This window comes from Variovorax sp. GW821-FHT09B01 (assembly GCF_059418345.1).
Genome location: NZ_JBWKPQ010000011.1, coordinates 17631 through 38075 on the forward strand (window position 1 = coordinate 17631; position 20445 = coordinate 38075).

Genomic DNA, 20445 nt, shown 5'->3' on the forward strand with positions numbered 1-20445 from the left:
GGACCCACCATGGCAGGCCTCTACTTCGAGCAGTTCGAGATCGGACACATCTTCCAGCACGCGACCACGCGCACCGTCACCGAAACCGACAACCTGCTGGCGACCGTGCTGAGCATGAATCCGCAGCCGCTGCACCTGGACGTCGAGTTCGCGGCCAGGACCGAGTTCGGCCGGCCGCTGGTCAACAGCACCTTCACGCTGGCGCTGGTCATCGGCCTGTCGGTCAGCGAGACCACGCTGGGCACCACCATCGGCAACCTCGGCATGCGCGAGGTCACGTTCCCGAAGCCGGTGTTCGCGGGCGACACGCTGCGCATCGAGACCACGGTCAAGAGCAAGCGCGTGTCGAAGTCGCGGCCCGACGCGGGCATCGTCGACTTCGAGCATCGCGGCTACAACCAGCGCGGCGAGATCGTCTGCGTCTGCCAGCGCGCCGCCTTCATGCGCCGGCAGCCCGAGCCGGCCCTCGCATGACGGGCGGGTCGTCGCCGGTCGACGCGCGCGACTTCGACCTGCGCGGCCTGCTGCGCGCGGACGACTGGATCGTCTGCGGCCAGGCCGCGGCCGAGCCGCTGACGCTGACGCGGCGGCTGCTGGCGGACGACGGCGCGGCGCTGCCGTCGACGGTGTTCCTCGGCACCACCCTGTCGGCGAGCTTCGACGGCCCGGTGCCGCCAGGCATGCGCTTCGTCTCGTACGGCGCGATGGCGCGCACCTGCGGCCTGGCCGACCGCGGCCTGCTCGAGGTGCTGCCCGAGCGCTATGCCTTGCTGGCCGGGTTGTTCGCCGAGGGCACGCTGCGCGCCGACGTGGTGCTGCTGCAGGTGGCGCCGGGCGGAGCGCACCGGCCGCCGAGCCTGGGCCTGGCCAACGACTACACGCTGGCCGCCGCGCGGCGCGCGCGCGTCGTGATCGCGGAGGTGAATCCGGCCGTGCCCTGGACCCATGGCGCGGCGCTGCCGGCCGACCTGCGCGTCGACCACTGGGTCGCGGCCGACGGCCCGCCGGTCGAGCTGGCGCCGGCCCGTTCCGGGCCGGTGGAGCAGGCGATCGCGCGCCATGTCGCGGCCGCCATTCCCGATGGCGCCACGCTGCAGACCGGCATCGGCAGCCTGCCCGATGCCGCGCTGGCTGAACTCGGCGGGCACCGCGACCTCGGCATCCATTCGGGCGTGCTCGGCGACGCCGGCGCGCGGCTCGTACGCGCGGGTGTGGCGAACAACAGCCGCAAGGGCATCGACGCCGGCATCTCGGTCACCAACACCGTGATCGGCAGCGCCGAGCTCTATCGCTGGGTCGACGACAACCGGGCCGTCGAGGTGCGCCCCGCCTGCTACACGCACGCGGTCGAGGTCATGGCGCGGCTGCATCGCCTGTGCGCGATCAATGGCGCGCTCGAGGTCGACCTGTCGGGCCAGGTCAACTGCGAGGCCATCGGCGGACGCCAGCGCGGCGGCGTCGGCGGCCTGCTGGATTTCGCGCGCGCCGCGCGCCAGTCGCCGGGCGGGCGCGCCATCACGGTGCTGCCGGCCACCGCCGACGGCGGACGGCGCAGCCGCATCGTGCTCGACCTCGCGGGCAACCCGGCCACCATCGGCCGCGCGGACGTGGACCTGGTCGTCACCGAATTCGGCGCCGCCGACCTGCGCCACGCCACGCTGGACCAACGGGCCGAGCGGCTGATCGCGATCGCCGCGCCCGCATTCCGTGAAACGCTGGACCGCGGCTGGCGCGCATCCACCGGGGGGAGAAGGTCATGGCACTGACGCAGGGACCGCTCGCCGGCATCCGCGTGCTCGAGTTCGCGGGCATCGGCCCAGGGCCGCTGTGCGGCATGCTGCTCGCGGACATGGGCGCCGAGGTGCTGCTGGTCGAGCGCAAGGAGGCGGCCGACATCGGGCTGCCGCGGCCGCGACGCTTCGAGCTGCCGCACCGCGGCAAGCACTCGATCGCGATCGACCTCAAGGCGCCCGAGGGCGTGGCGCTCGCGGCCGATCTCGCCGGCGCGGCCGACGTGCTGGTCGAGGGCTTCCGGCCCGGCACGATGGAGCGACTGGGGCTCGGCCCCGAGCCCTGCCTGGCGCGCCAGCCGGCGCTGGTCTACGGCCGCATGACCGGCTACGGGCAGCATGGCCCGATGAGCCGCGCCGCGGGCCACGACCTCAACTACATCGCGCTGGCCGGCGCGCTGCATGCCATGGGCCGGGCCGGGCAGGCGCCCACGCCGCCGCTGAACCTGGTCGGCGACTATGCGGGCGGAGCGCTGAACCTGGCCTTCGGCATCGCCTGCGCGCTGGTCGAGCGCGGACGCTCGGGCCGCGGCCAGGTCATCGATGCCTCGATGGTCGAGGGCGCGGCCCTGCTCATGACCTCGTTCTTCGGCCTCTATGCAGCCGGCATGCACGCGGCGCCGCGCGGCTGCAACCTGCTCGATTCGGGCGCGCCGTTCTACGACGTCTACCGCTGCGCGGACGGCGCCTGGGTCGCGTTCGCCGCGATCGAGCGCAAGTTCCGCGCGGTGTTCGCCGAACGCGCCGGCCTCGCGCCCGATGCGCTCGCGGGGCTCGACGATCCTGCCACCTGGCCCGCGGCCAAGGCCATGCTCGGCGCGCTGTTCGCGGGCCGCACGCAGGCCGACTGGTGCGCGCTGTTCGAGGACTGCGATGCCTGCGTCACGCCCGTGCTGTCGCACGAGCAGGCGGCGGCGCATCCACACAACCGGGCGCGCGCGAGCTTCGTGCGGGTCGACGGCGTCGCGCAGCCCGCGCCGGCGCCGCGGCTGTCGCGCACGCCGGGCGCCATCCAGCGCCCGCCACCCGAAACCGGCGCGGGCGGCCTGGCCGTCGCGCGCGCCTGGGGCATCGGTGGCGACCGGCTCGATGGCCTCCTGCAGGCCGGCGCGATCGCCGGCGCCCTCGATTCCCAATCCCAAGAGATGCCCTGATGCGATCCTTCCTCTTCGTGCCCGCGGACAGCCCGCGCAAGATCGACAAGTCGTTCACGAGCGCGGCCGACGCGCTGATCCTCGACCTCGAGGACGCGGTGGCGCCGCAGCGCAAGGACGAGGCCCGGCGGCTGGCGCGCGAGGCCCTGGGCCGCGAGCGGGCCGGGCGCCGGGTGTTCGTGCGCGTCAATGCCTTCGACACCGGCCTCACGCTCGCCGACCTCGGCGCCGTGATGCCCGGCGCGCCCGACGGCGTGGTGCTGCCCAAGTGCGCGGGGCGCGAGGACATCGTTCGCCTCGACCACGTGCTCGACGGCATGGAGGCGGCGCTCGCGCTGCCGCCGGGCCGCACCTCGATCATTGCCGTGGCGACCGAGACGCCGGCCGCCGTGCTGGGGCTCGCCGGCTATGCGGGAAGCAGCGCGCGGCTGTGCGGCCTGATGTGGGGTGCCGAGGACCTGGCGGGTGCGCTGGGCGCGTCGTCGAACCGCACGGACGGGCGCTACCGCGCGCCGTTCGAGCTCGCGCGCAACCTGTGCCTGCTCGGCGCCGCGGCGGCCGAGGTGATGGCCATCGACGCGGTCTACACCGACTTTGCCGATGCCGAGGGCCTGCGCGCCGAGGCCTCGGCGGCGCGCGTCGACGGCTTTCGCGCCAAGGCGGCGATCCATCCGGACCAGTGCGCCGTCGTCAACGCGGCCTTCGAACCCTCGGAGGCGGAGCGCCGCTGGGCCCGCGCCGTGCTGGACGCGCTCGCCGCCACGCCCGCGGGCGTGGCGAGCCTCGACGGCCGGATGATCGACCGGCCGCACGAGGTGCAGGCGCGCCGCATCCTCGGCCTGGCCGCTCCGGGCGGGCCGGTGGGCTCCGGCTAGACTTCCCGCCGGTACCGGGCCCCACTCCGTCGTCAGTCAGAAGGAAATTTTCATCCGTGGATGTCAAGCAGGTCGTCAACGCCCTGGAGCTGATCGAGTTCTTCGCGACGCATCGACGGCCGGCCACGCTGGCCGAGATCTCGAAGCATTTCGGCTGGCCGCGCTCGAGCACCTTCAACCTGCTGGGCACGCTGGCCAATCGCGGCTACCTCTACGAGCCGCGCGCGCGCGAAGGCGTCTATCCCTCGCCGCGCTGGCAGCAGCTCATCGATGCGATCGAGCGCGCCGCGCCGCTGCCGCCGAGCCTGCGCACGCTGCTGGAGGCGCTGTCGAAACGCACCCAGGAGACGGCCGTGCTCGGCGCCATCAGCGGCGGCCAGGCGCTGTTCATCGACGCGGTCGAGTCGCCGCATGCCGTGCGCTATTCGGCCGCGCCCGGCAAGCTGGTGCCGCTGCACGTCACCGCCACCGGCCGCGCGCTGCTGTCGCAGCTGTCCGACGCCGACCGCGCCACCTTGCTGCGCAAGGCCGTGTTCGAGCGCTACACGCCGACCACGCTGATGAGCGTGGAGGCGGTCGAGATCGAGATCGCGCGCTCGATCCAGCGCGGATGGTTCGAGGGTGCCGCGGAGTTCACGGCCGACCTCGGCGGCGTGGCGCTGCCGCTGCAGGTGGGGCAACGCCAGTTCGCGCTTCTGGTGGGCGGTCCGATGTTCAGGATCCAGCCGCGCCGTGAAGAGCTGGCGCGCATCATGCGCGAGGAGATCGCGGCGCACCTGCCGGACGCCGGTCTTCAGCCGAAGAACCAGTAGCAGACCGCGATCGCCGCGATCACGCCGGCCAGCTCGGCCAGCAGCGCGCAGGCCACCGTGTGCCGCGCGCGCTGGATGCCGACCGCGCCGAAGTACACGGCCAGCACGTAGAAGGTGGTCTCGGTGCTGCCCTGGATGGTGGCGGCCGCGAGCGCGGGGAAGCTGTCGACGCCCTGGCTCTTCATGGTCTCGATCAGCATCGCGCGCGCCGCGCTGCCCGAGAAGGGCTTGACCAGCGCGGTCGGCAGGGCGTCGACGAAGCGCGCGTCGAAGCCGCCCGCATGGACCAGCCAGCGCACGCCCTCGAGCGCGAGATCGAGCGCGCCCGAGGCGCGCAGCACGCCGATCGCGCACAGCATGGCGACCAGGTAGGGCAGCAGGTTCTTCGCGATGTCGAAGCCTTCCTTGGCGCCCTCGATGAAGCATTCGTAGACCTTCACGCGCTTCAGCGCACCGGCCAGCAGGAAGGCGACGAGCACGCCGAACAGCGTGAGGTTGCCCAGCAGCGAGGAGAGCGAGGCGATGGCCGCGGCCGAGAGCGTGCCCAGCAGCGCCATGAAGCCGCCGAGCAGCAGCGCGCCCGGCAGCAGGTAGGCCAGCACCACCGGGTCCCACAGCTTGAGCCGCTGCACCGCGGCCACCGACAGCAGCCCGACCAGCGTGGAGGCGCTGGTGGCCAGCAGGATCGGCAGGAACACCAGCGTGGGATCGGCCGCGCCCTGCTGCGCGCGGTACATGAAGATGGTGACCGGCAGCAGCGTGAGCGAGGAGGCGTTGAGCACCAGGAACAGGATCTGCGCGCTGGTGGCCGTGACCGGGTCGGGGTTGAGCCGCTGCAGCTCGCGCATCGCCTTCAGGCCGATCGGCGTGGCGGCGTTGTCCAGGCCCAGCGCGTTGGCCGCGAAGTTCATGGTGATCAGGCCCAGCGCCGGATGGCCGGCCGGCACGCCGGGCATCAGCCGGCGGAACAGCGGGCCGAGCATGCGCGCGAGCCAGCCCACGAGGCCGGCCGCTTCGGCGATGCGCAGGAAGCCCAGCCACAGCGTGAGGGTGCCGAACAGCAGCACCATGACCTCGACCGCGAGCCTGGCCATCGCGAACAGGCTCTCGACCAGCGCCGCGAAGACGGCCGGGTCGCCGCCGAGCAGCCAGCGGCCGAAGGCGGCCAGCGCCGCCACCAGGAAGAAACCCAGCCACAAGCCGTTGAGCACCCTTTTCTTACCTCTTTTCTTAGCCTTCTCTTACCCCGCACGGGCCGGTATCGCCGCGCCGATCATAGGTGTGCCGCTCGTCATCGCCGCGAGCTACATTTCGAGCCATGCCCGCCACCTCGCTCCGCCGCCTTGCCGCGCTCGCCCTGTGCGCCGCGGCCGCATGGATTTCGGGCTGCGCGAGCCTGCCGCCACCGCCGCCCGACAAGCCGCCGACGCTGGCCTTCACCGACGTGACGCAGACCGAGCTGGGCCAGCTCGCCTACAAGGACGCGCCGGGCGGCAGCGAAACCCCGCTGTCGGGCTTCCGGCTGCTGCCCGAGGCGGCCTTCGCCTTCGACGCGCGCATCTCGCTGGCGCGCCACGCCGAGAAGTCGCTCGACGTCCAGTACTACCTGATCCAGAACGACGACGTCGGCCTGCTGTTCCTCAAGGAGTTGCGCGAGGCGGCCGCGCGCGGCGTGCGCGTGCGCCTGCTGGTCGACGACCTCTACACCGGCGGCGCCGACGAGGTCTTCAGCACCTTCTCGGCCTTCCCGAACGTGGAGGTGCGGCTGTTCAACCCGCTGCCCTCGCGCTCGAGCTCGCTGGCCACGCGGCTGGCGCTGTCGATCACCGACTTCGGCCGCATCAACCACCGCATGCACAACAAGCTGCTGATCGCCGACAACAGCTTCGCGGTCTCGGGCGGGCGCAACATCGCCAACGAGTACTTCATGCGCAGCACCGCGGCGAACTTCATCGACATGGACGTGATCTCGTGCGGCCCGGTGGTGCGCAAGATGTCCGACGGCTTCGACCGCTACTGGAACAGCCCGCACGTGCGCCCGATCGAGAACATCGCGCCGCTGGCGATGACGCCCGAGGCGGCGCAGCGCCGCTTCGACGAGATCGCGCGCACCGCGGTGCCCGACGTGCCGATCCGCCCGCGCGACATCCTCGACAAGTCGCCGGTGGGCGAGCAGCTGATCACCGGCAAGCTCGACCGCTACTGGGCGCCGTTCACGCTGTTCGTGGACGACCCCGAGAAGATCACGCGCAAGCCCGAGCTGGCCTACCGCGGCAGCGTGACCGAGGGCGCGCTCGGCGTCATCGATTCGGCGCAGCACGACGTGAAGATCGCCTCGCCCTATTTCATCCCGGGCGCGCGCGGCATGGCGCAGATGAAGAAGAACGTGGCCTCGGGCGTGCGCATCACGGTGATCACCAATTCGCTGGGCGCCACCGACGAACCGCTGGCCTACGCGGGCTACGAGCGCTACCGCGCCGACATGCTGAAGATCGGCGTCAACATCTTCGAGATCGCGCCGCTGCTCAGCGGGCGCTCGGGCCAGTTCGGCGACTTCGGCAAGACCATCAGCCGGCTGCACGCCAAGCTCGCGATCGTGGACGAGGAGCGCTTCTTCGTCGGCTCGATGAACCTCGACCACCGCTCGGCCGCGGTCAACACCGAGATGGGGCTGGTGATCGACAGTCCCGACATGGTCAACGACTACGAGCGGCTGATGCGCACCACCGCGCGCGTGAACATCGGCTACCGCCTGCGGCTGGGGCCCGACGGCCGCCGCGTGCAGTGGCTCGAGTACGACGACGCGGGCGGCGACATCGTCCACGAGGACGAGCCCGGCGAGTTCATCTGGCTGCGCTTCAAGAACTGGCTGCTGCTGCCGATCGTGGGCGAAGAGCTGCTCTGACACGCCACGGCGGGCAGGGCGGCCGGCCTGTCATTCCGCCGCGAACGGTGTGAGTTACATTCCTGGCAAAAGTGTGAAGTTTTGTCACCAAGACATCGCCAGGATGTCGCCAGGGAGCCCCGAACCATGACCGTCGCGACGCCGCGCGTGCCGCCATCCCCCGTCCTGCCCACCGGCCGCCGCCGGGCCCTGGGCCGTATCGCGGCCACGGCCTTCGCCGCGGGCCTGGGCCTGCCGGCCTTCGCGCAGAACCGGCCGCTGCGCATCGGCGCCACCTTCGACAACAGCAGCGTGGAGAAGGTCAACGGCCAGGGGTTGTTCCAGGGCTCCTCGGCCTTCTTCGCGGCGATGAACCGCGCGGGCGGCTTCAACGGCACCAGGGTCGAACTCGTGATGGCCGACGACCAGTTCAAGCCCGAGCTGGCCAAGGCCAACGCGCTGGCCTTCGAGAAGGACGCTTCGGTGCTCGCGCTGCTGCATCCGCTGGGCACGCGCCCGTCCTCGGAGGTGATGGACGCGGTGCCGGGCATGGCGGTGGTGGGGCCGCTGACCGGCACCCTCGCGCTGCGCAAGAAGAACGCGCCCAACACCTTCTGGGTGCGCGTCAACTACGCGCAGGAGATCGAGAAGCTGGTGAGCACGGCCCGGGTGCTGGGCCAGGACCGCATCGGCCTCGTGCACTCCGACGACCCGCTGGGCCAGTCGCTGCTGGCGGCCTTCAAGGCCTCGCTCGCGAAGGCGAAGCTCGAGCCGGCCGTGGTCGCGACCACGCCCAACACCACCAGCATGGAGGTCGGCCCGGCCGCCACGGCCATCGCCCAGGCGAAGCCGCAGGTGGTGATCGTCGGCCTCGCGGGCACGGCGCCGGTGTTCCTCAAGGCGCTGCGCGAGGCGGGCGGCAACAGCTCGGCCTACGGGCTGTCGATCACGGCGAGTTCGCTCGGCACGCTCGGCGAGCTGTCGCGCGGGCTGGGCTTCACGATCGTGGTGCCGTCGCCGAACGCGACCAAGTTCGAGATCGTGCGCCGCTACCAGGCCGACATGGTCGCCAACGGCACGCGCGAGTTCTCGCTCGCGAGCCTCGAGGGCTACGTGAATGCCGCCGTGCTGGCCGAGGGCATGCGCCGCGCCGGGCCGTCGCTGAATCGCGCCTCGGTGCTGCAGGGGCTCGAGCGCATCGAGGGCTTCGACCTCGGCGGCCTGAAGCTGAACTACGGCCGCGCGAACCGCGAAGGCGGTAATTTCGTGGACGTGGCGGTGATCGGAAGCCGCGGCCAGATGCTGAGCTGAGCGGGGCTTTTCTGGACGGGCGGCAGGCAGAATCCCCGGTTGCGGGATGCGCCATCGTGTCTTGGCAGGGTAATAATTAGGTTTTAGTCCGCGCTGCCCCGCTTGTCCCGCCTCTTCTTTCGAAAGCTTCACGGATGGACCTGACCGACGCGACCGATGCCGCTCCCGTCGACGACCTCGACGCCACCTTCGACCTGGCGCCGGTCTCGCTCTGGATCGAGGACTACAGCGCGCTGCGGCGCATGCTCGACGGCTGGCGCGCGCAGGGCGTGACCGACCTCGTCGCCTTCCTGGCCGAGGACCCGCAGCGGGTGCGCGACTGCATGGCCTCGCTGAAGGTGCTGCGCGTGAACCGCCACACGCTCGAGCTGTTCGCGGCCGAGAGCCAGGCGCAGTTGCTCGGGTCGCTCGACAGCGTGTTCCGCGGCGACATGTCGGCCACCGTGGTGCACGAGCTCGACCAGCTCTGGCGCGGCCGGATGCGCTTCGAGAGCGAGACCGTGAACTACGCGCTCGACGGTCGCCGGCTCGACGTGCGGGTGCGCGCGCGCGTGCTGCCGGGCCACGAAGCGCACTGGGACCGCGTGCTGGTCGCGCTCGACGACGTGACCGAGCGCGTGGCGGCGCAGCGCCGGCAGGCCGAGAGCGAGCGCTATGCGCGCAGCCTGTTCGACCACTCGCCGGTCTCGCTGTGGGTGGAGGACTTCAGCGCGGTGCGCGGCCTGCTCGACAACCTGCGCGCGCGCGGCATCACCGACTTCGCCACCTTCCTCAAGGTGCATCCCGAGTTCGTGACCCGCTGCATGCAGGAGATCCGCGTCATCGACGTGAACCACGAGACCCTGCGCATGTTCGGCGCGCCCGACCTGCGCACCCTGCTGGGCAGCCTGTCGCGCATCTTCCGCGACGAGATGCGCGAATCGTTCGCCGAGCAGCTCAACGACCTGTGGAACCACAAGACGCTGCAGCAGCGCGAGGTGATCAACTATTCGCTCTCGGGCGAGCTGCTCAACATCCACATGCAGTTCGCGGTGCAGGAAGACCGGCTCGACAGCTGGGACCTGGTGCTGGTCTCGCTGGTCGACATCACCGCGCGCAAGAAGGCCGAGGCCTACCTCGAGTACCTGGGCAAGCACGACGTGCTCACGCAGCTGTGCAACCGCACCTTCTACACCGAGGAGCTCAACCGGCTCGCGCGCAAGGGGCCGTGGCCGGTGTCGATCGTGGCGATCGACCTCAACGGCCTGAAGCAGCTCAACGACCAGGAAGGCCACGCCGCCGGCGACACCATGCTGCGCCGCATGGGCGAGGTGCTCGACAAGGCGGTCGACACGCCGTCCTGGCCCGCGCGCATCGGCGGCGACGAGTTCGCGGTGCTGATGCCGCAGACCGACGAGCGCGGCGCCGAGGCGATGCGCGAGCGCATCCTCGCGCTGCTGGAGCTCAACAACCAGTTCCATGCCGGCCAGAGCGGCCATGCGCTGAGCCTGGCGATCGGGCTGGCGACCTGCCACGTGGGCGATTCGCTCGAGGCCGCGCTGCAGCGCGCCGACCGCGCGATGTACGCGGACAAGGCACAGCACTACAAGGACAGCGCGCACGAGCGCCGCGGCGCCTGAGCCCCGGGGTGGAACTTCAGACTGCTTGGTAATTCGGCACGCGCGCCGTATGCCGGATGACGCGCGAGACTAGAATTTCGGCATGACCGTTTCGACCGCCAAGCCTTCCTTCAAGGCGCAGATGCTGGCTGCGCGGGAAGAGGCCATCGTGCAGACCGCCAACCGGCTGCTGGCGCAGAAGGGTTTCGAGTCGATGACGGTCGACGAGGTCGCGGCCGCGGTGGGCATCGCCAAGGCCAGCCTCTACAAGCATTTCCCGAGCAAGGAAGACCTGGCGGCCGCCGCGATGGTGCGGCTGATGCAGCGCACGCTCGACATGCTCGCGGCGCTGCCGGCCGAGGAGCCGCCGATCGGCAAGCTGCGCGCCACGGTGCGCTGGGCGCTCGAGCTGCAGCTCGCGGGCGAGATGCCCACGCTGCCGCACCAGAACTCCAGCCTGCGCGCGACCCTGCTGGGCAACCGCGGCTACATCGACCGGCTGGTGACCATCAGCGACACCCTCGGCGGCTGGATCCAGGCGGCCCAGGCCGACGGCTCGATGAATCCCAAGCTGCCCGCGATCGGCGTGCTCTACACGCTCTATGCGCGCGGCTGCGATCCGGTGCTGGGTTTTCTCCAGGGCGGCGGGCAGCACAGCGACGCGCAGATCGTCGAGCTCGTGCTCTCGACTTGCTTCGACGGGCTGGCCGCGCGCTGAAGCGCGGCGCTGGCTAGAGCCAGTTGCCGGTGCCCTGCGGCATCTGGATCGTGGTGGCCGGATCGCTGCCGCCGACGAAGGCGCCGATCAGGATGCTGAGGATCGAGACGAACAGGCTCGCGAACAGCGCGGTCCAGAAGCCCGAGACCCGGAAGCCGCGCACCAGCGCCGCCACCAGCAGGATCATCAGCGCGTTGATCACCAGCAGGAACAGGCCGAAGGTCACCAGCGTGAGCGGCAGGGTCAGCACGATCAGCAGCGGCTTCACGACCGCGTTCGCCAGGCCCAGCAGCAGCGCCGAGATGATCAGCGCGCCGGTGCTCTCGAAGCTCAGCCCCTTGAAGATGCGGCTGGCGACCCAGAGCGAAAGCGCGGTGATGGCCCAGTGGATGAGGAAGGGTGCGAGGTTGTCGAGCATGCGCGGGCGGCAAGAGGCCGAAGGGCGGTGGTTGGAGGAGTGCGGGCCATCATATCGGCGGCATCACGGCGGCTTTGTCGGACTCAGCGGATCTCGATCAGCAGCTCGGGCCGGAAGCCCTCTTGCTCGCCCTTGCTGCGGTAGCCCAGCGGATTGGCGACCACACGGCAGCCGTCCTTCACGTAGTCGAAGGCGCAGTGCAGGTGGCCGTGCAGCCAGAGGCTGGCCTGCGGCAGCAGCTCGTCGAGCGAGTTGCAGAAGCCCGCGGTGCCGGGCGTGAGCCCGTAGCGAGGGTCGGCGCTGGCCAGCGAAGGCGCGAAATGGGTGATCGCGACCGTGGTGCCGTCGAAAGGCCGGGCCAGCGCCTCGCGCAGCCAGGCCTGGCATGCGAGCCCTTGCTCTCGCAGTTCGGCTGACAGGAAGGGCACGCCATTGCGCCGCGAGGACATCTTCTCGAGATAGAAGTCGGCCGCGCGCATTGCCTTGCCGCGCTTCTTGAGCGCCTCGGCGAGGCCGTCGGTGGGCGTCACGAGCGCGTCGAAATCGGCCCACAGCGTGGTGCCGATGAAGCGGATGCCCTCGATCACCAGCGTTTCGCGCTCGAGCCAGAGGATGCCGAGCTCCTCGCACAGTGCGCGCAGCCGAACGTGGGTTTCGTCGAAATCGAGGTTGTCGTACTCGTGGTTGCCCGGCACGTAGATCACCGGCGTCGGCCAGCCCTTCTTGGGCGAGAAGCGGCCGAGGCCGAAGTCGGGCTCCTCCAGGCGCGAGCCCTCCTGGTAGGAGCCCACGTCGCCCGCGAGCACCAGCAGGTCGGCGCCCGGCACGGGCTCGGCGTGGAAGCGCGGGTGGGATTCGAGATGCAGGTCCGAGAGCAGCTGCAGTTTCATCAGGGTTTCTATCTAGGTGGATCAGCCTATGCGTATCACGCATAGATGTGGCATTTTTTAACTAGGGTTAACCCCTAATCTATGGGGCATCAATCACTGCAGCGCAGCCAAGAGCCGCGCACCATCATGTTCAGCCTCATTGCCCAAGTGGCACGTTTCTTCCGTTCCTCCGCCAATTCTGCGCCGGCCAGCCACGCCGCGGCGCTGATGGAAAGCGCCGATGTGCGCGCGGGCCTCGACGCCCACCACGCGCAGGAACTGCGCGGCGCGGCAGCCGCCTGGCTGCGCGTCGTTCGCTAAGCAGCAAGCGATTCCAACCGCCGGGCGTTTCAGCCCGGCACCTGCTGCCCGAGTATCGAGCCCGCGAAAGCGGCCGCCGCCGAGCGCAGCAGCGATTGCCGCAGCCATTCGTGCGAATGGGCGTGCTGGGCGCGCCGGTGCCAGATGGCATCCACGTGCACCGGCGGCTGGTCGAAAGGCAGGTCGCGCAGCACCAGCTGGTCGCCGATGCCCGTGACCGTCACGAAATGGCGCGGCAGCACGGTCAGCAGATCGGTGGTCGCGACCACCTGGCCGGCCGTGAAGAACTGGTTCACCGTGACCACGATGCGCCGCTCGCGCCCGAGCGCGCCCAGCGTCTGGTCGATGAAGCCATAGGGCCGGCCCGAGAAACTCACCAGCAGGTGCCGCGCGGCGCAGTAGTCGTCGAGCGTGAGCGGCCGTTCGGCCAGCGGATGGCCGCGGCGCATCACGCATACATATTGGCCCAGGTACAGCCGCTGGGTCTCGAAGGGCACGCCCACGCCCGACTGGCCGCGCGCCGCGAGGCTCGCGATCACGGCCGGGAAGTAGCCGATCGCCATGTCGACCTCTTCGTGCTCGAGCATGCGGCGCGGGTCGCGCGTGGTCAGCGGCAGCACCCGCATCGAAATGCCGGGCGCCTCGGTCTCGGCGATCCGCACCAGGCCCGGCATCAGCTCGGCCGCGGTGGCATCGGCCATCGCCAGCAGGAAGGTGGTGTCGGCGGTGCCGGCATCGAATTCGCCCGGCGCCAGCGTGTGCTGCAGCTGGCGCAGCGCGTCGCGCACCGTGGGCCACAGCGCCAGCGCGCGCGGCGTGGGCTCCACGCCGGCACCGGCGCGGCGCACCAGCTCGTCGCCCAGCACCTCGCGCAGCCGCCGCAGCGCGTTGCTCACGGCCGGTTGCGTGATCGACAGGTTGCGCGCGGCGCGCGTGAGGTTGCGTTCCGCCATCACCTCGTCGAAGACGCGCAGCAGGTTGAGGTCGAGTGTGCGGAAATTGACGTCCATCAGTCTTGTGAATGATAAACATCAGAAAGATAAAGTGGAAACTTACTAGGGCAAACCCTAATATCGAGGCATCGGAAATAGAAACACGCCTTGGAGGGCACCATGACTAGCTTCATTCACGTCGACCAACCCACCGTCCACCCCGGCGTCCAACGCGCCGAAGTCCTGTTCGGACACCTGAAGGCCGCACGCGGCGGCAACAGCGCCCGTCCGCTGATCCTGCTGCTGATCGTCGCCATCGTCTCGGCGGTGCTCGTGGTGGCCGACACCATCGTCGCCCACTGGGACGAAGGCGCGCTGCTCGCGGCCTGGGCCCTGGTCTGCGCCGGTGCCTTCGCGGTCATCGCCCTGTTCGCCGGCTCGCTGGCCAACGGTGCCAACAAGTTGGGCGCGCTCTGGCTCGCCGCCGCACAGCGCCGCGCTTCGGCCCGTGCCGACGCCCGCTTCCTCGACACCGCGCAAAGCGACCCGCGCGTGATGGCCGAACTGCAAGCCGCCGTCTGGCGCCAGCAGTCCGAAGGCACGGCGAGCGTGGCCGACGTGGCCAGGATCGACGCGCTGGCCGGTGCCGCCGCCCGTACGCAAGCGGCCCGCATGCCCACGCTGTACGAAGCGATGCGCCGCATGAACAGCTCGCGCTACTACTGATCGGATCGGGCGATCGCGCCCACGAAAAAGCCGCCCTCGGGCGGCTTTTTTGCGTCTGGAACGCCCCTTGCGGGGCGCTTTGACATCAGGCCGCGAGGCGCTGCTCGATCGCCGCCTTGGTCGCGGGCAGTTCCTTCGGCAGGTGATGGGCCAGTTGCTCGAACAGCTCGTCGTGCAGCTTGAGTTCGGCCTGCCAGGCGGCCTTGTCGATGCTGGTGACGGTGGCGAACTGCTCGGCGCTGAAGTCCAGGCCGGTCCAGTTGAGGTCCTCGTAGCGCGGGCTCACGCCGGTGATGTGGTCGACGCCGTCGGCCTTGCCTTCGATGCGGTCGATCATCCACTTGAGCACGCGCATGTTCTCGCCGTAGCCGGGCCAGACGAACTTGCCGTCGGCGCCCTTGCGGAACCAGTTGGTGGTGTAGATGCGCGGCAGCGTGGCGCCCGAGGCCTGCAGCTTCTTGCCCAGGTCGAGCCAGTGCTGGAAGTAGTCGCTCATGTTGTAGCCCATGAACGGCAGCATCGCGAACGGATCGCGGCGCACCACGCCCTGCTGGCCGGCGGCCGCGGCGGTGGTTTCCGAGCCCATGGTCGCGGCCATGTAGACACCCTCGACCCAGTTGCGGGCCTCGGTCACCAGCGGCACGGTGGTCGAGCGGCGGCCGCCGAAGATGAAGGCGTCGATCTTCACGCCCTTCGGATCGTCCCAGGCGTCGTCGAGCGCGGGGTTGTTGGTGGCGGCCACGGTGAAGCGCGCGTTCGGATGGGCGGCCTTGGCGCCGGTTTCCTTGGCGATCTGCGGCGTCCAGTCCTTGCCCTGCCAGTCGATGCAATGCGCGGGCGCGTCGCCCATGCCTTCCCACCAGACGTCGCCGTCGTCGGTCAGCGCCACGTTCGTGAAGATCACGTCGCGGTCGAGGCTGGCCATGCAGTTCGGGTTGGTCAGGTCGTTGGTGCCCGGCGCCACGCCGAAATAGCCGGCTTCGGGGTTGATGGCGCGCAGGGTGCCGTCGGCCTGGGGCTTGATCCAGGCGATGTCGTCGCCGATGGTCGTGACCTTCCAGCCGTCGAAGCCGGCCGGCGGGATCAGCATCGCGAAGTTGGTCTTGCCGCAGGCGCTCGGGAAGGCGGCGGCCACGTGGTGCTTCTTGCCCGCGGGGCTGGTCACGCCCAGGATCAGCATGTGCTCGGCGAGCCAGCCTTCGTCGCGGCCCATGTTCGAGGCGATGCGCAGCGCGAAGCACTTCTTGCCCAGCAGCGCGTTGCCGCCGTAGCCCGAACCGAAGCTCCAGATCTCGCGCGTCTCGGGGTAGTGGACGATGTACTTGGTCTTGTTGCAGGGCCAGGCGACGTCCTTCTGGCCGGCCTCGAGCGGCGCGCCCACGGTGTGCACGCAGGGCACGAACTCGCCGTCGGCGCCCAGCACCTCGTACACGGCCTGGCCCATGCGGGTCATGATCTTCATGTTGACCGCGACGTAGGGGCTGTCCGACAGCTCGATGCCGATGTGCGCGATCGGCGAGCCCAGCGGGCCCATGCTGAACGGCACGACGTACATCGTGCGGCCCTTCATGCAGCCGTCAAAAAGAGGCTGCAGAGTGGCACGCATCTCGGCCGGGGCCATCCAGTTGTTGGTGGGGCCGGCGTCTTCCTTGTTGGCGGAGCAGATGTAGGTGCGGTCCTCGACGCGCGCCACGTCGCTCGGGTCGGACGAGGCGAGGAACGAGTTCGGGCGCTTGGCGGGATTGAGCTTCTGGAAGGTGCCGGCGTCCACCAGCTGCTGGCAGAGACGGTCGTACTCTTCGTTGCTGCCGTCGCACCAGTAGATGGATTCGGGTTTGCACAGCGCGGCCATCTCGGCGACCCAGGCAATCAGCTTGGCGTTCTTGACGTAGGCGGGCGCCTGAATGCCAAGGCCCTTCGTCGTGGGTGCGTTCATCGGAAATCTCCTAAGTTGAAAAATCGTCTTTCCGAACGGTGCGCCACGCCGCGGGGGGCGTGGAGGTCCGTTTGAGAAAACGTTTCGGCTCGGGAGAGGAGGATGCGTCAGCGCGGGCCGCACGACCCGCGGACGAAAGCGCAAATGCCTGTCAGGCCAGGAAGACGGCGATCGATGCCAGCAGCAGCATCAGCACGCCGCCGGCGATCGGCAGCACGAGCGGCATCAGGTGAACGATCGACTCGACCGTGTCTTGCTCGGCGGCGGCGCCGTGTGCGGGCTCGACAGGAGTGGGGTGGGACATCGGAAATACCTCTGATACTTTGAATGACACGAACTGATGGCATTTTACCGGTGGGGTGCAGGCCCGCGGTCTAGGGGGTTGCCAGACCCCTGGAACCAGACGTAACCGGACGAGCCGGCCCGGCCTGGCTCAGTGCTGCTCCTGCGCCTCGAAGCCCGCCGTGGCCAGCGCTTCCAGCACGCTGGCCAGGTGTTCGCGGCCGCGGGTCTGCAGCACCAGCTCGATGTCGACGTTCTGCGCCGCCAGCATGGTGAAAGCCCGTTGGTGGTGGACCTCGTCGACGTTAGCGCCCGCTTCGGCCACGGTGGCCGTGATCTGGGCCAGCGAGCCCGGCACGTCGCGCGCGCTGACGCGCACTCGCGCGAGCCGGCCGGCACGCACCATGCCGCGCTCGATGATGGCCGCGAGCAGCAGCGGATCGATGTTGCCGCCCGACAGCACCAGGCCCACGCGCTTGCCCTTGAAGCGTTCGGGGTGCCGGATCAGCGCGGCCAGCCCGGCGGCGCCGGCGCCTTCGACCAGCGTCTTCTCGATCTCGAGCAGCATCAGCACGCCCTGCTCGATGTCGCCTTCGTCGACCAGCACCAGGTCGTCGACATGGCGCGCGATGATCTCGCGCGTCAGCACGCCCGGCGTGCCGACGGCGATGCCCTCGGCGATGGTGCTCTTGCCCTGCGGATGCTGCGTGCCCTGGACCGCGTTGACCATGGCGGGGAAGCGCGTGGTCTGCACGCCCACGATCTCGATGCCGGGCTTGAGCGCGCGCGCGGCCACGGCCATGCCCGCGATCAGGCCGCCGCCGCCGACCGACACCACCAGGGTGTCGAGCTCGGGCTCGGCCGCGAGCATCTCGAGCGCCACCGTGCCCTGGCCGGCGATGATGGCCTCGTCGTCGTAGGGATGCACGAAGGCCAGGCCCTCGCGCTGCGCCAGTTCGACCGCGTGGGCGCGCGCCGCGTCGAGCGTGTCGCCGTACAGCACCACCTCGGCGCCGAAGCCGCGCGTGCGCTCGATCTTCACGCCGGGCGTGAAGCGCGGCATCACGATCAGCGCGCGCAGTCCGAGCCGCTGCGCGTGATAGGCCACACCCTGTGCATGGTTGCCGGCCGACATCGCGATCACGCCGCGGGTGCCGCTCTCCGACAGGTCGACCAGCTTGTTGCAGGCGCCGCGCTCCTTGAACGAAGAGGTGAACTGCAGGTTCTCGAACTTGAGGAACACCTGCGCGCCCACGATCTCCGACAGCGTGCGCGATTCCACGCAGGGCGTGTCGAGCACCTGTCCCGCGAGGCGTGCCGCGGCGCGGCGTATTTCTTCGATTTCGACCATGGCGCGCATTGTGGACGGAATCGGACACCAGGGTTTTTACCCTTTCGGCGTCTTCCCGAAGCCAAAAGTCTGCGTTATGGTCTGGCCGGTAATTCCCCTCTCTGGAGGTTCGTCCGATGGTCAAGCGTGCGGGTGTCGATGTAGTGGCTGCTGCGGTTCGCGGGCAGGCATTGCCGTCGCCCGGTCTCAAGGAAGCACCGGTGCTCGAGCTCATGTGCTCGCACTTCGTGCTCACGCTCGCCGCCAAGCAGGGGCCGCGCTTCAACGTGCGGCGCGACATCAACGGCCTGCTCTCCCTGACCGGCCGCCACCTGGTGTGGCCGGCCGCGGTGCTGCAGCGGCTGCGCGAATTTCTCGGCCGCCGCTGTGCGGGCAACGAGGCCTGGAAGGGCATCGAGAACCTCGACGGCCGCACGCTGCTCGAGCGCCACGGCGTCTGGCGCGGCCCGTACGAGGAAGGCACGCTGTTCTTCTACCTCGACGAGTACGCCAAGGACCAGCCCAAGGACCTGCTGTCGGTGCTGGCCGTCACGCGCGACTGGCTCACGCATGCGCTGCGCAAGCAGTCCACGCTGGTCGAGAAGAACATCGATGCGCTCGCGGGCCTGCTGCAACTCAACAAGGCCGAGCGCGCGCTGCTGCTGTACGGCACGCTCGCGCGCTACCAGCGCGACCTGCGCTCGCTGCTGGTCGAGTTCAAGGTCAACAACGCGCCCGAGGCCTATGCCGCGATCGCCGATATCGCGGGCGTCAACGCGAGCGAGGTCGGCGAGGCGCTGCGGGCCGGCTCGCGGCTCGAGCGCATCGGGCTGGTCGAGAACCTGATCTCCGAACACAACATCACCGACCTCGCCGACCTGATGAAGGTCAGCGAGAAGCTGCCGCCGGTGCTGATGCGCGAGTACCGCGACCACAACGAGCTGATGGCCGTGTTCACGCGGCCCTCGGCCAAGAGCGCGCTGCTGCCGAACGACTTCTCCTTCGTCGACGAGGAGGTGCGCGTGCTCGTCACGCTGCTGCGCGCGGCGGTCGCGCGCAAGGAGCTGGGCGTGAACGTGCTGCTCTACGGCCCGCCTGGCACCGGCAAGACCGAGCTCGCCAAGGTGGTGGCGCAGGCCGCGGGGCTCGAGCTGTTCGAGGTCGAGTACGCCGACCGCGACGGCAATTCGCTGTCGGGCCGCGACCGCTACCGCTCGCTGCAGATCGCGCAGGTGTTCCTCAAGGGCAGCGCCCAGGCCGCGCTGCTGTTCGACGAGGTCGAGGACGTGTTCCCGCCGATCAGCACCGAGGCCGCGCAGTACATGGCGCGCGCCGAACAGATTCCCGCGCCGGCCAACGGCAGCGTCAGCGGCAAGGCCTGGGTCAACCAGATCCTCGAGGCCAACCCGGTGCCCACGCTGTGGGTCACCAACCGCATCGAACAGATCGATCCGGCGTTCCGCCGCCGCTTCGCCTACCACCTCGAGCTCAAGTCGCCGCCGCCGGGTGCGCGCGAGCAACTGGTCAAGAAGACGCTCGAGGGCGTGACGGTGTCCGAGGCCTTCACCGCCAAGCTGGCCGAACGCAAGGGCCTGACGCCGGCGCAGATCCGCACCGCGGTGCGCTTCGCGGGCCTGGCCCGGACCGACGGCGCCTCGGTCGAGGCGCTGATCGAACGCCAGCTGCGCAATGCCGACCTCGCCCTGGGCACCAGCGACACCGGCCGCGGCGAGCGCCGCACCGTGACCACCTACGACCTCGACATGCTCAACGTCGAGACCCGTTTCGAGATCCCGCGCATCGTCGAGGCGCTGAAGGCGCGCGGCCACGGCACGCTGTGCTTCTACGGCGCGCCCGGCACCGGCAAGACCGCGCTCGCCGAGCACATCGCCAAGGCCATCGCGCGGCCGCTGATCGTGCGCCAGGCCAGCGACCTCATGAGCAAGTACGTCGGTGAGACCGAGCAGAACATGGCCGCCATGTTCCGCGAGGCCGAGAGCGAGAAGGCCGTGCTGCTGCTCGACGAGGCCGACAGCTTCCTGCAGGACCGCCGCGGCGCCCAGCGCACCTACGAGGTCACCGAGGTCAACGAGATGCTCCAGGGCATGGAGCGCTTCAATGGCATCTTCGTGTGCACCACCAACCTGCTCGAGCGGCTCGACCAGGCGGCGCTGCGGCGCTTCACCTTCAAGATCAAGTTCATGCCGCTGACCGCGGCGCAGCGCGAGCGCATGTTCGTGACCGAGGCGCTCGCGGGCGACGCGTCGCTGCTCACGGGCGAGGTCCGCGCACGGCTGGCGCAGCTCTCGCAGCTGTGCCCCGGCGATTTCGCGGCGGTGAAACGGCAGACCGATATCCTGGCGACCGAGTTCTCGGCGGCCGAATTCCTCGACCAGCTCGAGGCCGAGCACCGCATCAAGCCCGAAGTGCGCGAATCGCGCGGCATCGGCTTCGTGCAGTAGCGGCCCCGCGCCGCCGCCGGGGCGCAG

At 69.9% G+C, this 20445-nt stretch carries 19 protein-coding genes; 12 read left to right on the forward strand and 7 right to left on the reverse strand.

Going from position 1 to position 20445, the window contains the following annotated elements:
- Positions 1 to 9 precede the first annotated feature (9 nt).
- The 5 genes from AC07RV_RS26475 to AC07RV_RS26495 are packed head-to-tail and all read left to right on the forward strand — an operon-like array spanning position 10 to position 4631.
- Complete coding sequence (locus tag AC07RV_RS26475) at positions 10 to 474, forward strand: MaoC family dehydratase (protein WP_209540358.1); 465 nt, start codon at positions 10 to 12, stop codon at positions 472 to 474.
- Positions 471 to 1766 carry an acetyl-CoA hydrolase/transferase family protein gene (locus tag AC07RV_RS26480; protein WP_296781977.1) on the forward strand — a complete coding sequence of 432 codons (1296 nt, stop codon included), beginning with the start codon at positions 471 to 473 and terminating at the stop codon, positions 1764 to 1766. The genes AC07RV_RS26475 and AC07RV_RS26480 overlap by 4 nt, the downstream gene beginning before the upstream one ends.
- Positions 1757 to 2944, forward strand: coding sequence for a CaiB/BaiF CoA transferase family protein (locus AC07RV_RS26485; protein ID WP_296781976.1), 1188 nt, complete (start codon positions 1757 to 1759; stop codon positions 2942 to 2944). Before AC07RV_RS26480 ends, AC07RV_RS26485 begins: the two co-directional genes overlap by 10 nt.
- Positions 2944 to 3819, forward strand: coding sequence for an HpcH/HpaI aldolase/citrate lyase family protein (locus tag AC07RV_RS26490; RefSeq protein ID WP_296781975.1), 876 nt, complete (start codon positions 2944 to 2946; stop codon positions 3817 to 3819). The genes AC07RV_RS26485 and AC07RV_RS26490 overlap by 1 nt, the downstream gene beginning before the upstream one ends.
- A gap of 56 nt (positions 3820 to 3875) precedes the next feature.
- Positions 3876 to 4631, forward strand: coding sequence for an IclR family transcriptional regulator (locus AC07RV_RS26495; protein ID WP_296781974.1), 756 nt, complete (start codon positions 3876 to 3878; stop codon positions 4629 to 4631).
- Here the strand turns inward: AC07RV_RS26495 and AC07RV_RS26500 are convergent.
- Positions 4613 to 5842 carry a nucleoside recognition domain-containing protein gene (locus tag AC07RV_RS26500; protein WP_296781973.1) on the reverse strand — a complete coding sequence of 410 codons (1230 nt, stop codon included), beginning with the start codon at positions 5840 to 5842 and terminating at the stop codon, positions 4613 to 4615. The genes AC07RV_RS26495 and AC07RV_RS26500 overlap by 19 nt on opposite strands.
- A gap of 107 nt (positions 5843 to 5949) precedes the next feature.
- Here AC07RV_RS26500 and AC07RV_RS26505 point away from each other — a divergent pair, with 107 nt between their 5' ends.
- From AC07RV_RS26505 to AC07RV_RS26520, 4 genes are all read left to right on the forward strand, one after another.
- Positions 5950 to 7536, forward strand: a complete 1587-nt coding sequence (locus AC07RV_RS26505; RefSeq protein WP_296781972.1) for a phospholipase D family protein — start codon at positions 5950 to 5952, stop codon at positions 7534 to 7536.
- A gap of 126 nt (positions 7537 to 7662) precedes the next feature.
- Positions 7663 to 8826 carry an ABC transporter substrate-binding protein gene (locus tag AC07RV_RS26510; protein WP_296781971.1) on the forward strand — a complete coding sequence of 388 codons (1164 nt, stop codon included), beginning with the start codon at positions 7663 to 7665 and terminating at the stop codon, positions 8824 to 8826.
- 134 nt (positions 8827 to 8960) lie between these two features.
- Complete coding sequence (locus tag AC07RV_RS26515; RefSeq protein WP_296781970.1) at positions 8961 to 10445, forward strand: sensor domain-containing diguanylate cyclase; 1485 nt, start codon at positions 8961 to 8963, stop codon at positions 10443 to 10445.
- A gap of 82 nt (positions 10446 to 10527) precedes the next feature.
- Entirely contained in the window at positions 10528 to 11142 is a 615-nt protein-coding gene (locus AC07RV_RS26520) for a TetR/AcrR family transcriptional regulator (protein WP_256222581.1), read from the forward strand.
- A gap of 13 nt (positions 11143 to 11155) precedes the next feature.
- Here the strand turns inward: AC07RV_RS26520 and AC07RV_RS26525 are convergent, their stop codons facing one another.
- Both AC07RV_RS26525 and AC07RV_RS26530 read right to left on the reverse strand, forming a co-directional pair.
- Positions 11156 to 11560, reverse strand: coding sequence for a phage holin family protein (locus AC07RV_RS26525; protein WP_093343829.1), 405 nt, complete (start codon positions 11558 to 11560; stop codon positions 11156 to 11158).
- An 83-nt stretch (positions 11561 to 11643) separates the two neighbouring features.
- Positions 11644 to 12450: a metallophosphoesterase gene (locus AC07RV_RS26530; RefSeq protein ID WP_296781969.1), complete on the reverse strand. Its 807-nt coding sequence runs from the start codon at positions 12448 to 12450 to the stop codon at positions 11644 to 11646.
- A gap of 126 nt (positions 12451 to 12576) precedes the next feature.
- Here AC07RV_RS26530 and AC07RV_RS26535 point away from each other — a divergent pair, with 126 nt between their 5' ends.
- Positions 12577 to 12750, forward strand: a complete 174-nt coding sequence (locus tag AC07RV_RS26535; protein WP_177239347.1) for a hypothetical protein — start codon at positions 12577 to 12579, stop codon at positions 12748 to 12750.
- A 29-nt stretch (positions 12751 to 12779) separates the two neighbouring features.
- Here AC07RV_RS26535 and AC07RV_RS26540 read toward each other — a convergent pair whose 3' ends face one another.
- Entirely contained in the window at positions 12780 to 13760 is a 981-nt protein-coding gene (locus tag AC07RV_RS26540; protein ID WP_093343834.1) for a LysR family transcriptional regulator, read from the reverse strand.
- Positions 13761 to 13862: 102 nt separating this feature from the next.
- Between AC07RV_RS26540 and AC07RV_RS26545 the strand changes: the two genes are divergently transcribed.
- Entirely contained in the window at positions 13863 to 14408 is a 546-nt protein-coding gene (locus tag AC07RV_RS26545) for a hypothetical protein (RefSeq protein ID WP_093344175.1), read from the forward strand.
- A gap of 85 nt (positions 14409 to 14493) precedes the next feature.
- On the opposite strand, the gene AC07RV_RS26550 is transcribed toward AC07RV_RS26545, so the two are convergent.
- The 3 genes from AC07RV_RS26550 to AC07RV_RS26560 form a co-directional block, all read right to left on the reverse strand.
- Entirely contained in the window at positions 14494 to 16344 is a 1851-nt protein-coding gene (locus tag AC07RV_RS26550) for a phosphoenolpyruvate carboxykinase (GTP) (protein WP_296781968.1), read from the reverse strand.
- A gap of 151 nt (positions 16345 to 16495) precedes the next feature.
- Positions 16496 to 16648 carry a hypothetical protein gene (locus AC07RV_RS26555; RefSeq protein WP_177239348.1) on the reverse strand — a complete coding sequence of 51 codons (153 nt, stop codon included), beginning with the start codon at positions 16646 to 16648 and terminating at the stop codon, positions 16496 to 16498.
- Positions 16649 to 16777: 129 nt separating this feature from the next.
- The gene (locus tag AC07RV_RS26560; protein ID WP_177239349.1) at positions 16778 to 17977 is read right to left on the reverse strand and encodes a threonine ammonia-lyase; all 1200 of its coding nucleotides are present in this window, start codon (positions 17975 to 17977) and stop codon (positions 16778 to 16780) included.
- A 116-nt stretch (positions 17978 to 18093) separates the two neighbouring features.
- Here AC07RV_RS26560 and AC07RV_RS26565 point away from each other — a divergent pair, with 116 nt between their 5' ends.
- The gene (locus AC07RV_RS26565) at positions 18094 to 20418 is read left to right on the forward strand and encodes an ATP-binding protein (RefSeq protein ID WP_093343839.1); all 2325 of its coding nucleotides are present in this window, start codon (positions 18094 to 18096) and stop codon (positions 20416 to 20418) included.
- Positions 20419 to 20445 lie beyond the last annotated feature (27 nt).

Coding starts and splice junctions, on each gene's coding strand:
- AC07RV_RS26550 (WP_296781968.1), bottom strand. CDS start 16,344: ATGAACGCACCCACGACGAAGGGCCTTGGCATTCAGGCGCCCGCCTAC.
- AC07RV_RS26565 (WP_093343839.1), top strand. CDS start 18,094: ATGGTCAAGCGTGCGGGTGTCGATGTAGTGGCTGCTGCGGTTCGCGGG.
- AC07RV_RS26560 (WP_177239349.1), bottom strand. CDS start 17,977: ATGGTCGAAATCGAAGAAATACGCCGCGCCGCGGCACGCCTCGCGGGA.
- AC07RV_RS26535 (WP_177239347.1), top strand. CDS start 12,577: ATGTTCAGCCTCATTGCCCAAGTGGCACGTTTCTTCCGTTCCTCCGCC.
- AC07RV_RS26485 (WP_296781976.1), top strand. CDS start 1,757: ATGGCACTGACGCAGGGACCGCTCGCCGGCATCCGCGTGCTCGAGTTC.
- AC07RV_RS26490 (WP_296781975.1), top strand. CDS start 2,944: ATGCGATCCTTCCTCTTCGTGCCCGCGGACAGCCCGCGCAAGATCGAC.
- AC07RV_RS26540 (WP_093343834.1), bottom strand. CDS start 13,760: ATGGACGTCAATTTCCGCACACTCGACCTCAACCTGCTGCGCGTCTTC.
- AC07RV_RS26545 (WP_093344175.1), top strand. CDS start 13,863: ATGACTAGCTTCATTCACGTCGACCAACCCACCGTCCACCCCGGCGTC.
- AC07RV_RS26505 (WP_296781972.1), top strand. CDS start 5,950: ATGCCCGCCACCTCGCTCCGCCGCCTTGCCGCGCTCGCCCTGTGCGCC.
- AC07RV_RS26475 (WP_209540358.1), top strand. CDS start 10: ATGGCAGGCCTCTACTTCGAGCAGTTCGAGATCGGACACATCTTCCAG.
- AC07RV_RS26510 (WP_296781971.1), top strand. CDS start 7,663: ATGACCGTCGCGACGCCGCGCGTGCCGCCATCCCCCGTCCTGCCCACC.
- AC07RV_RS26530 (WP_296781969.1), bottom strand. CDS start 12,450: ATGAAACTGCAGCTGCTCTCGGACCTGCATCTCGAATCCCACCCGCGC.
- AC07RV_RS26515 (WP_296781970.1), top strand. CDS start 8,961: ATGGACCTGACCGACGCGACCGATGCCGCTCCCGTCGACGACCTCGAC.
- AC07RV_RS26525 (WP_093343829.1), bottom strand. CDS start 11,560: ATGCTCGACAACCTCGCACCCTTCCTCATCCACTGGGCCATCACCGCG.
- AC07RV_RS26520 (WP_256222581.1), top strand. CDS start 10,528: ATGACCGTTTCGACCGCCAAGCCTTCCTTCAAGGCGCAGATGCTGGCT.
- AC07RV_RS26555 (WP_177239348.1), bottom strand. CDS start 16,648: ATGTCCCACCCCACTCCTGTCGAGCCCGCACACGGCGCCGCCGCCGAG.
- AC07RV_RS26480 (WP_296781977.1), top strand. CDS start 471: ATGACGGGCGGGTCGTCGCCGGTCGACGCGCGCGACTTCGACCTGCGC.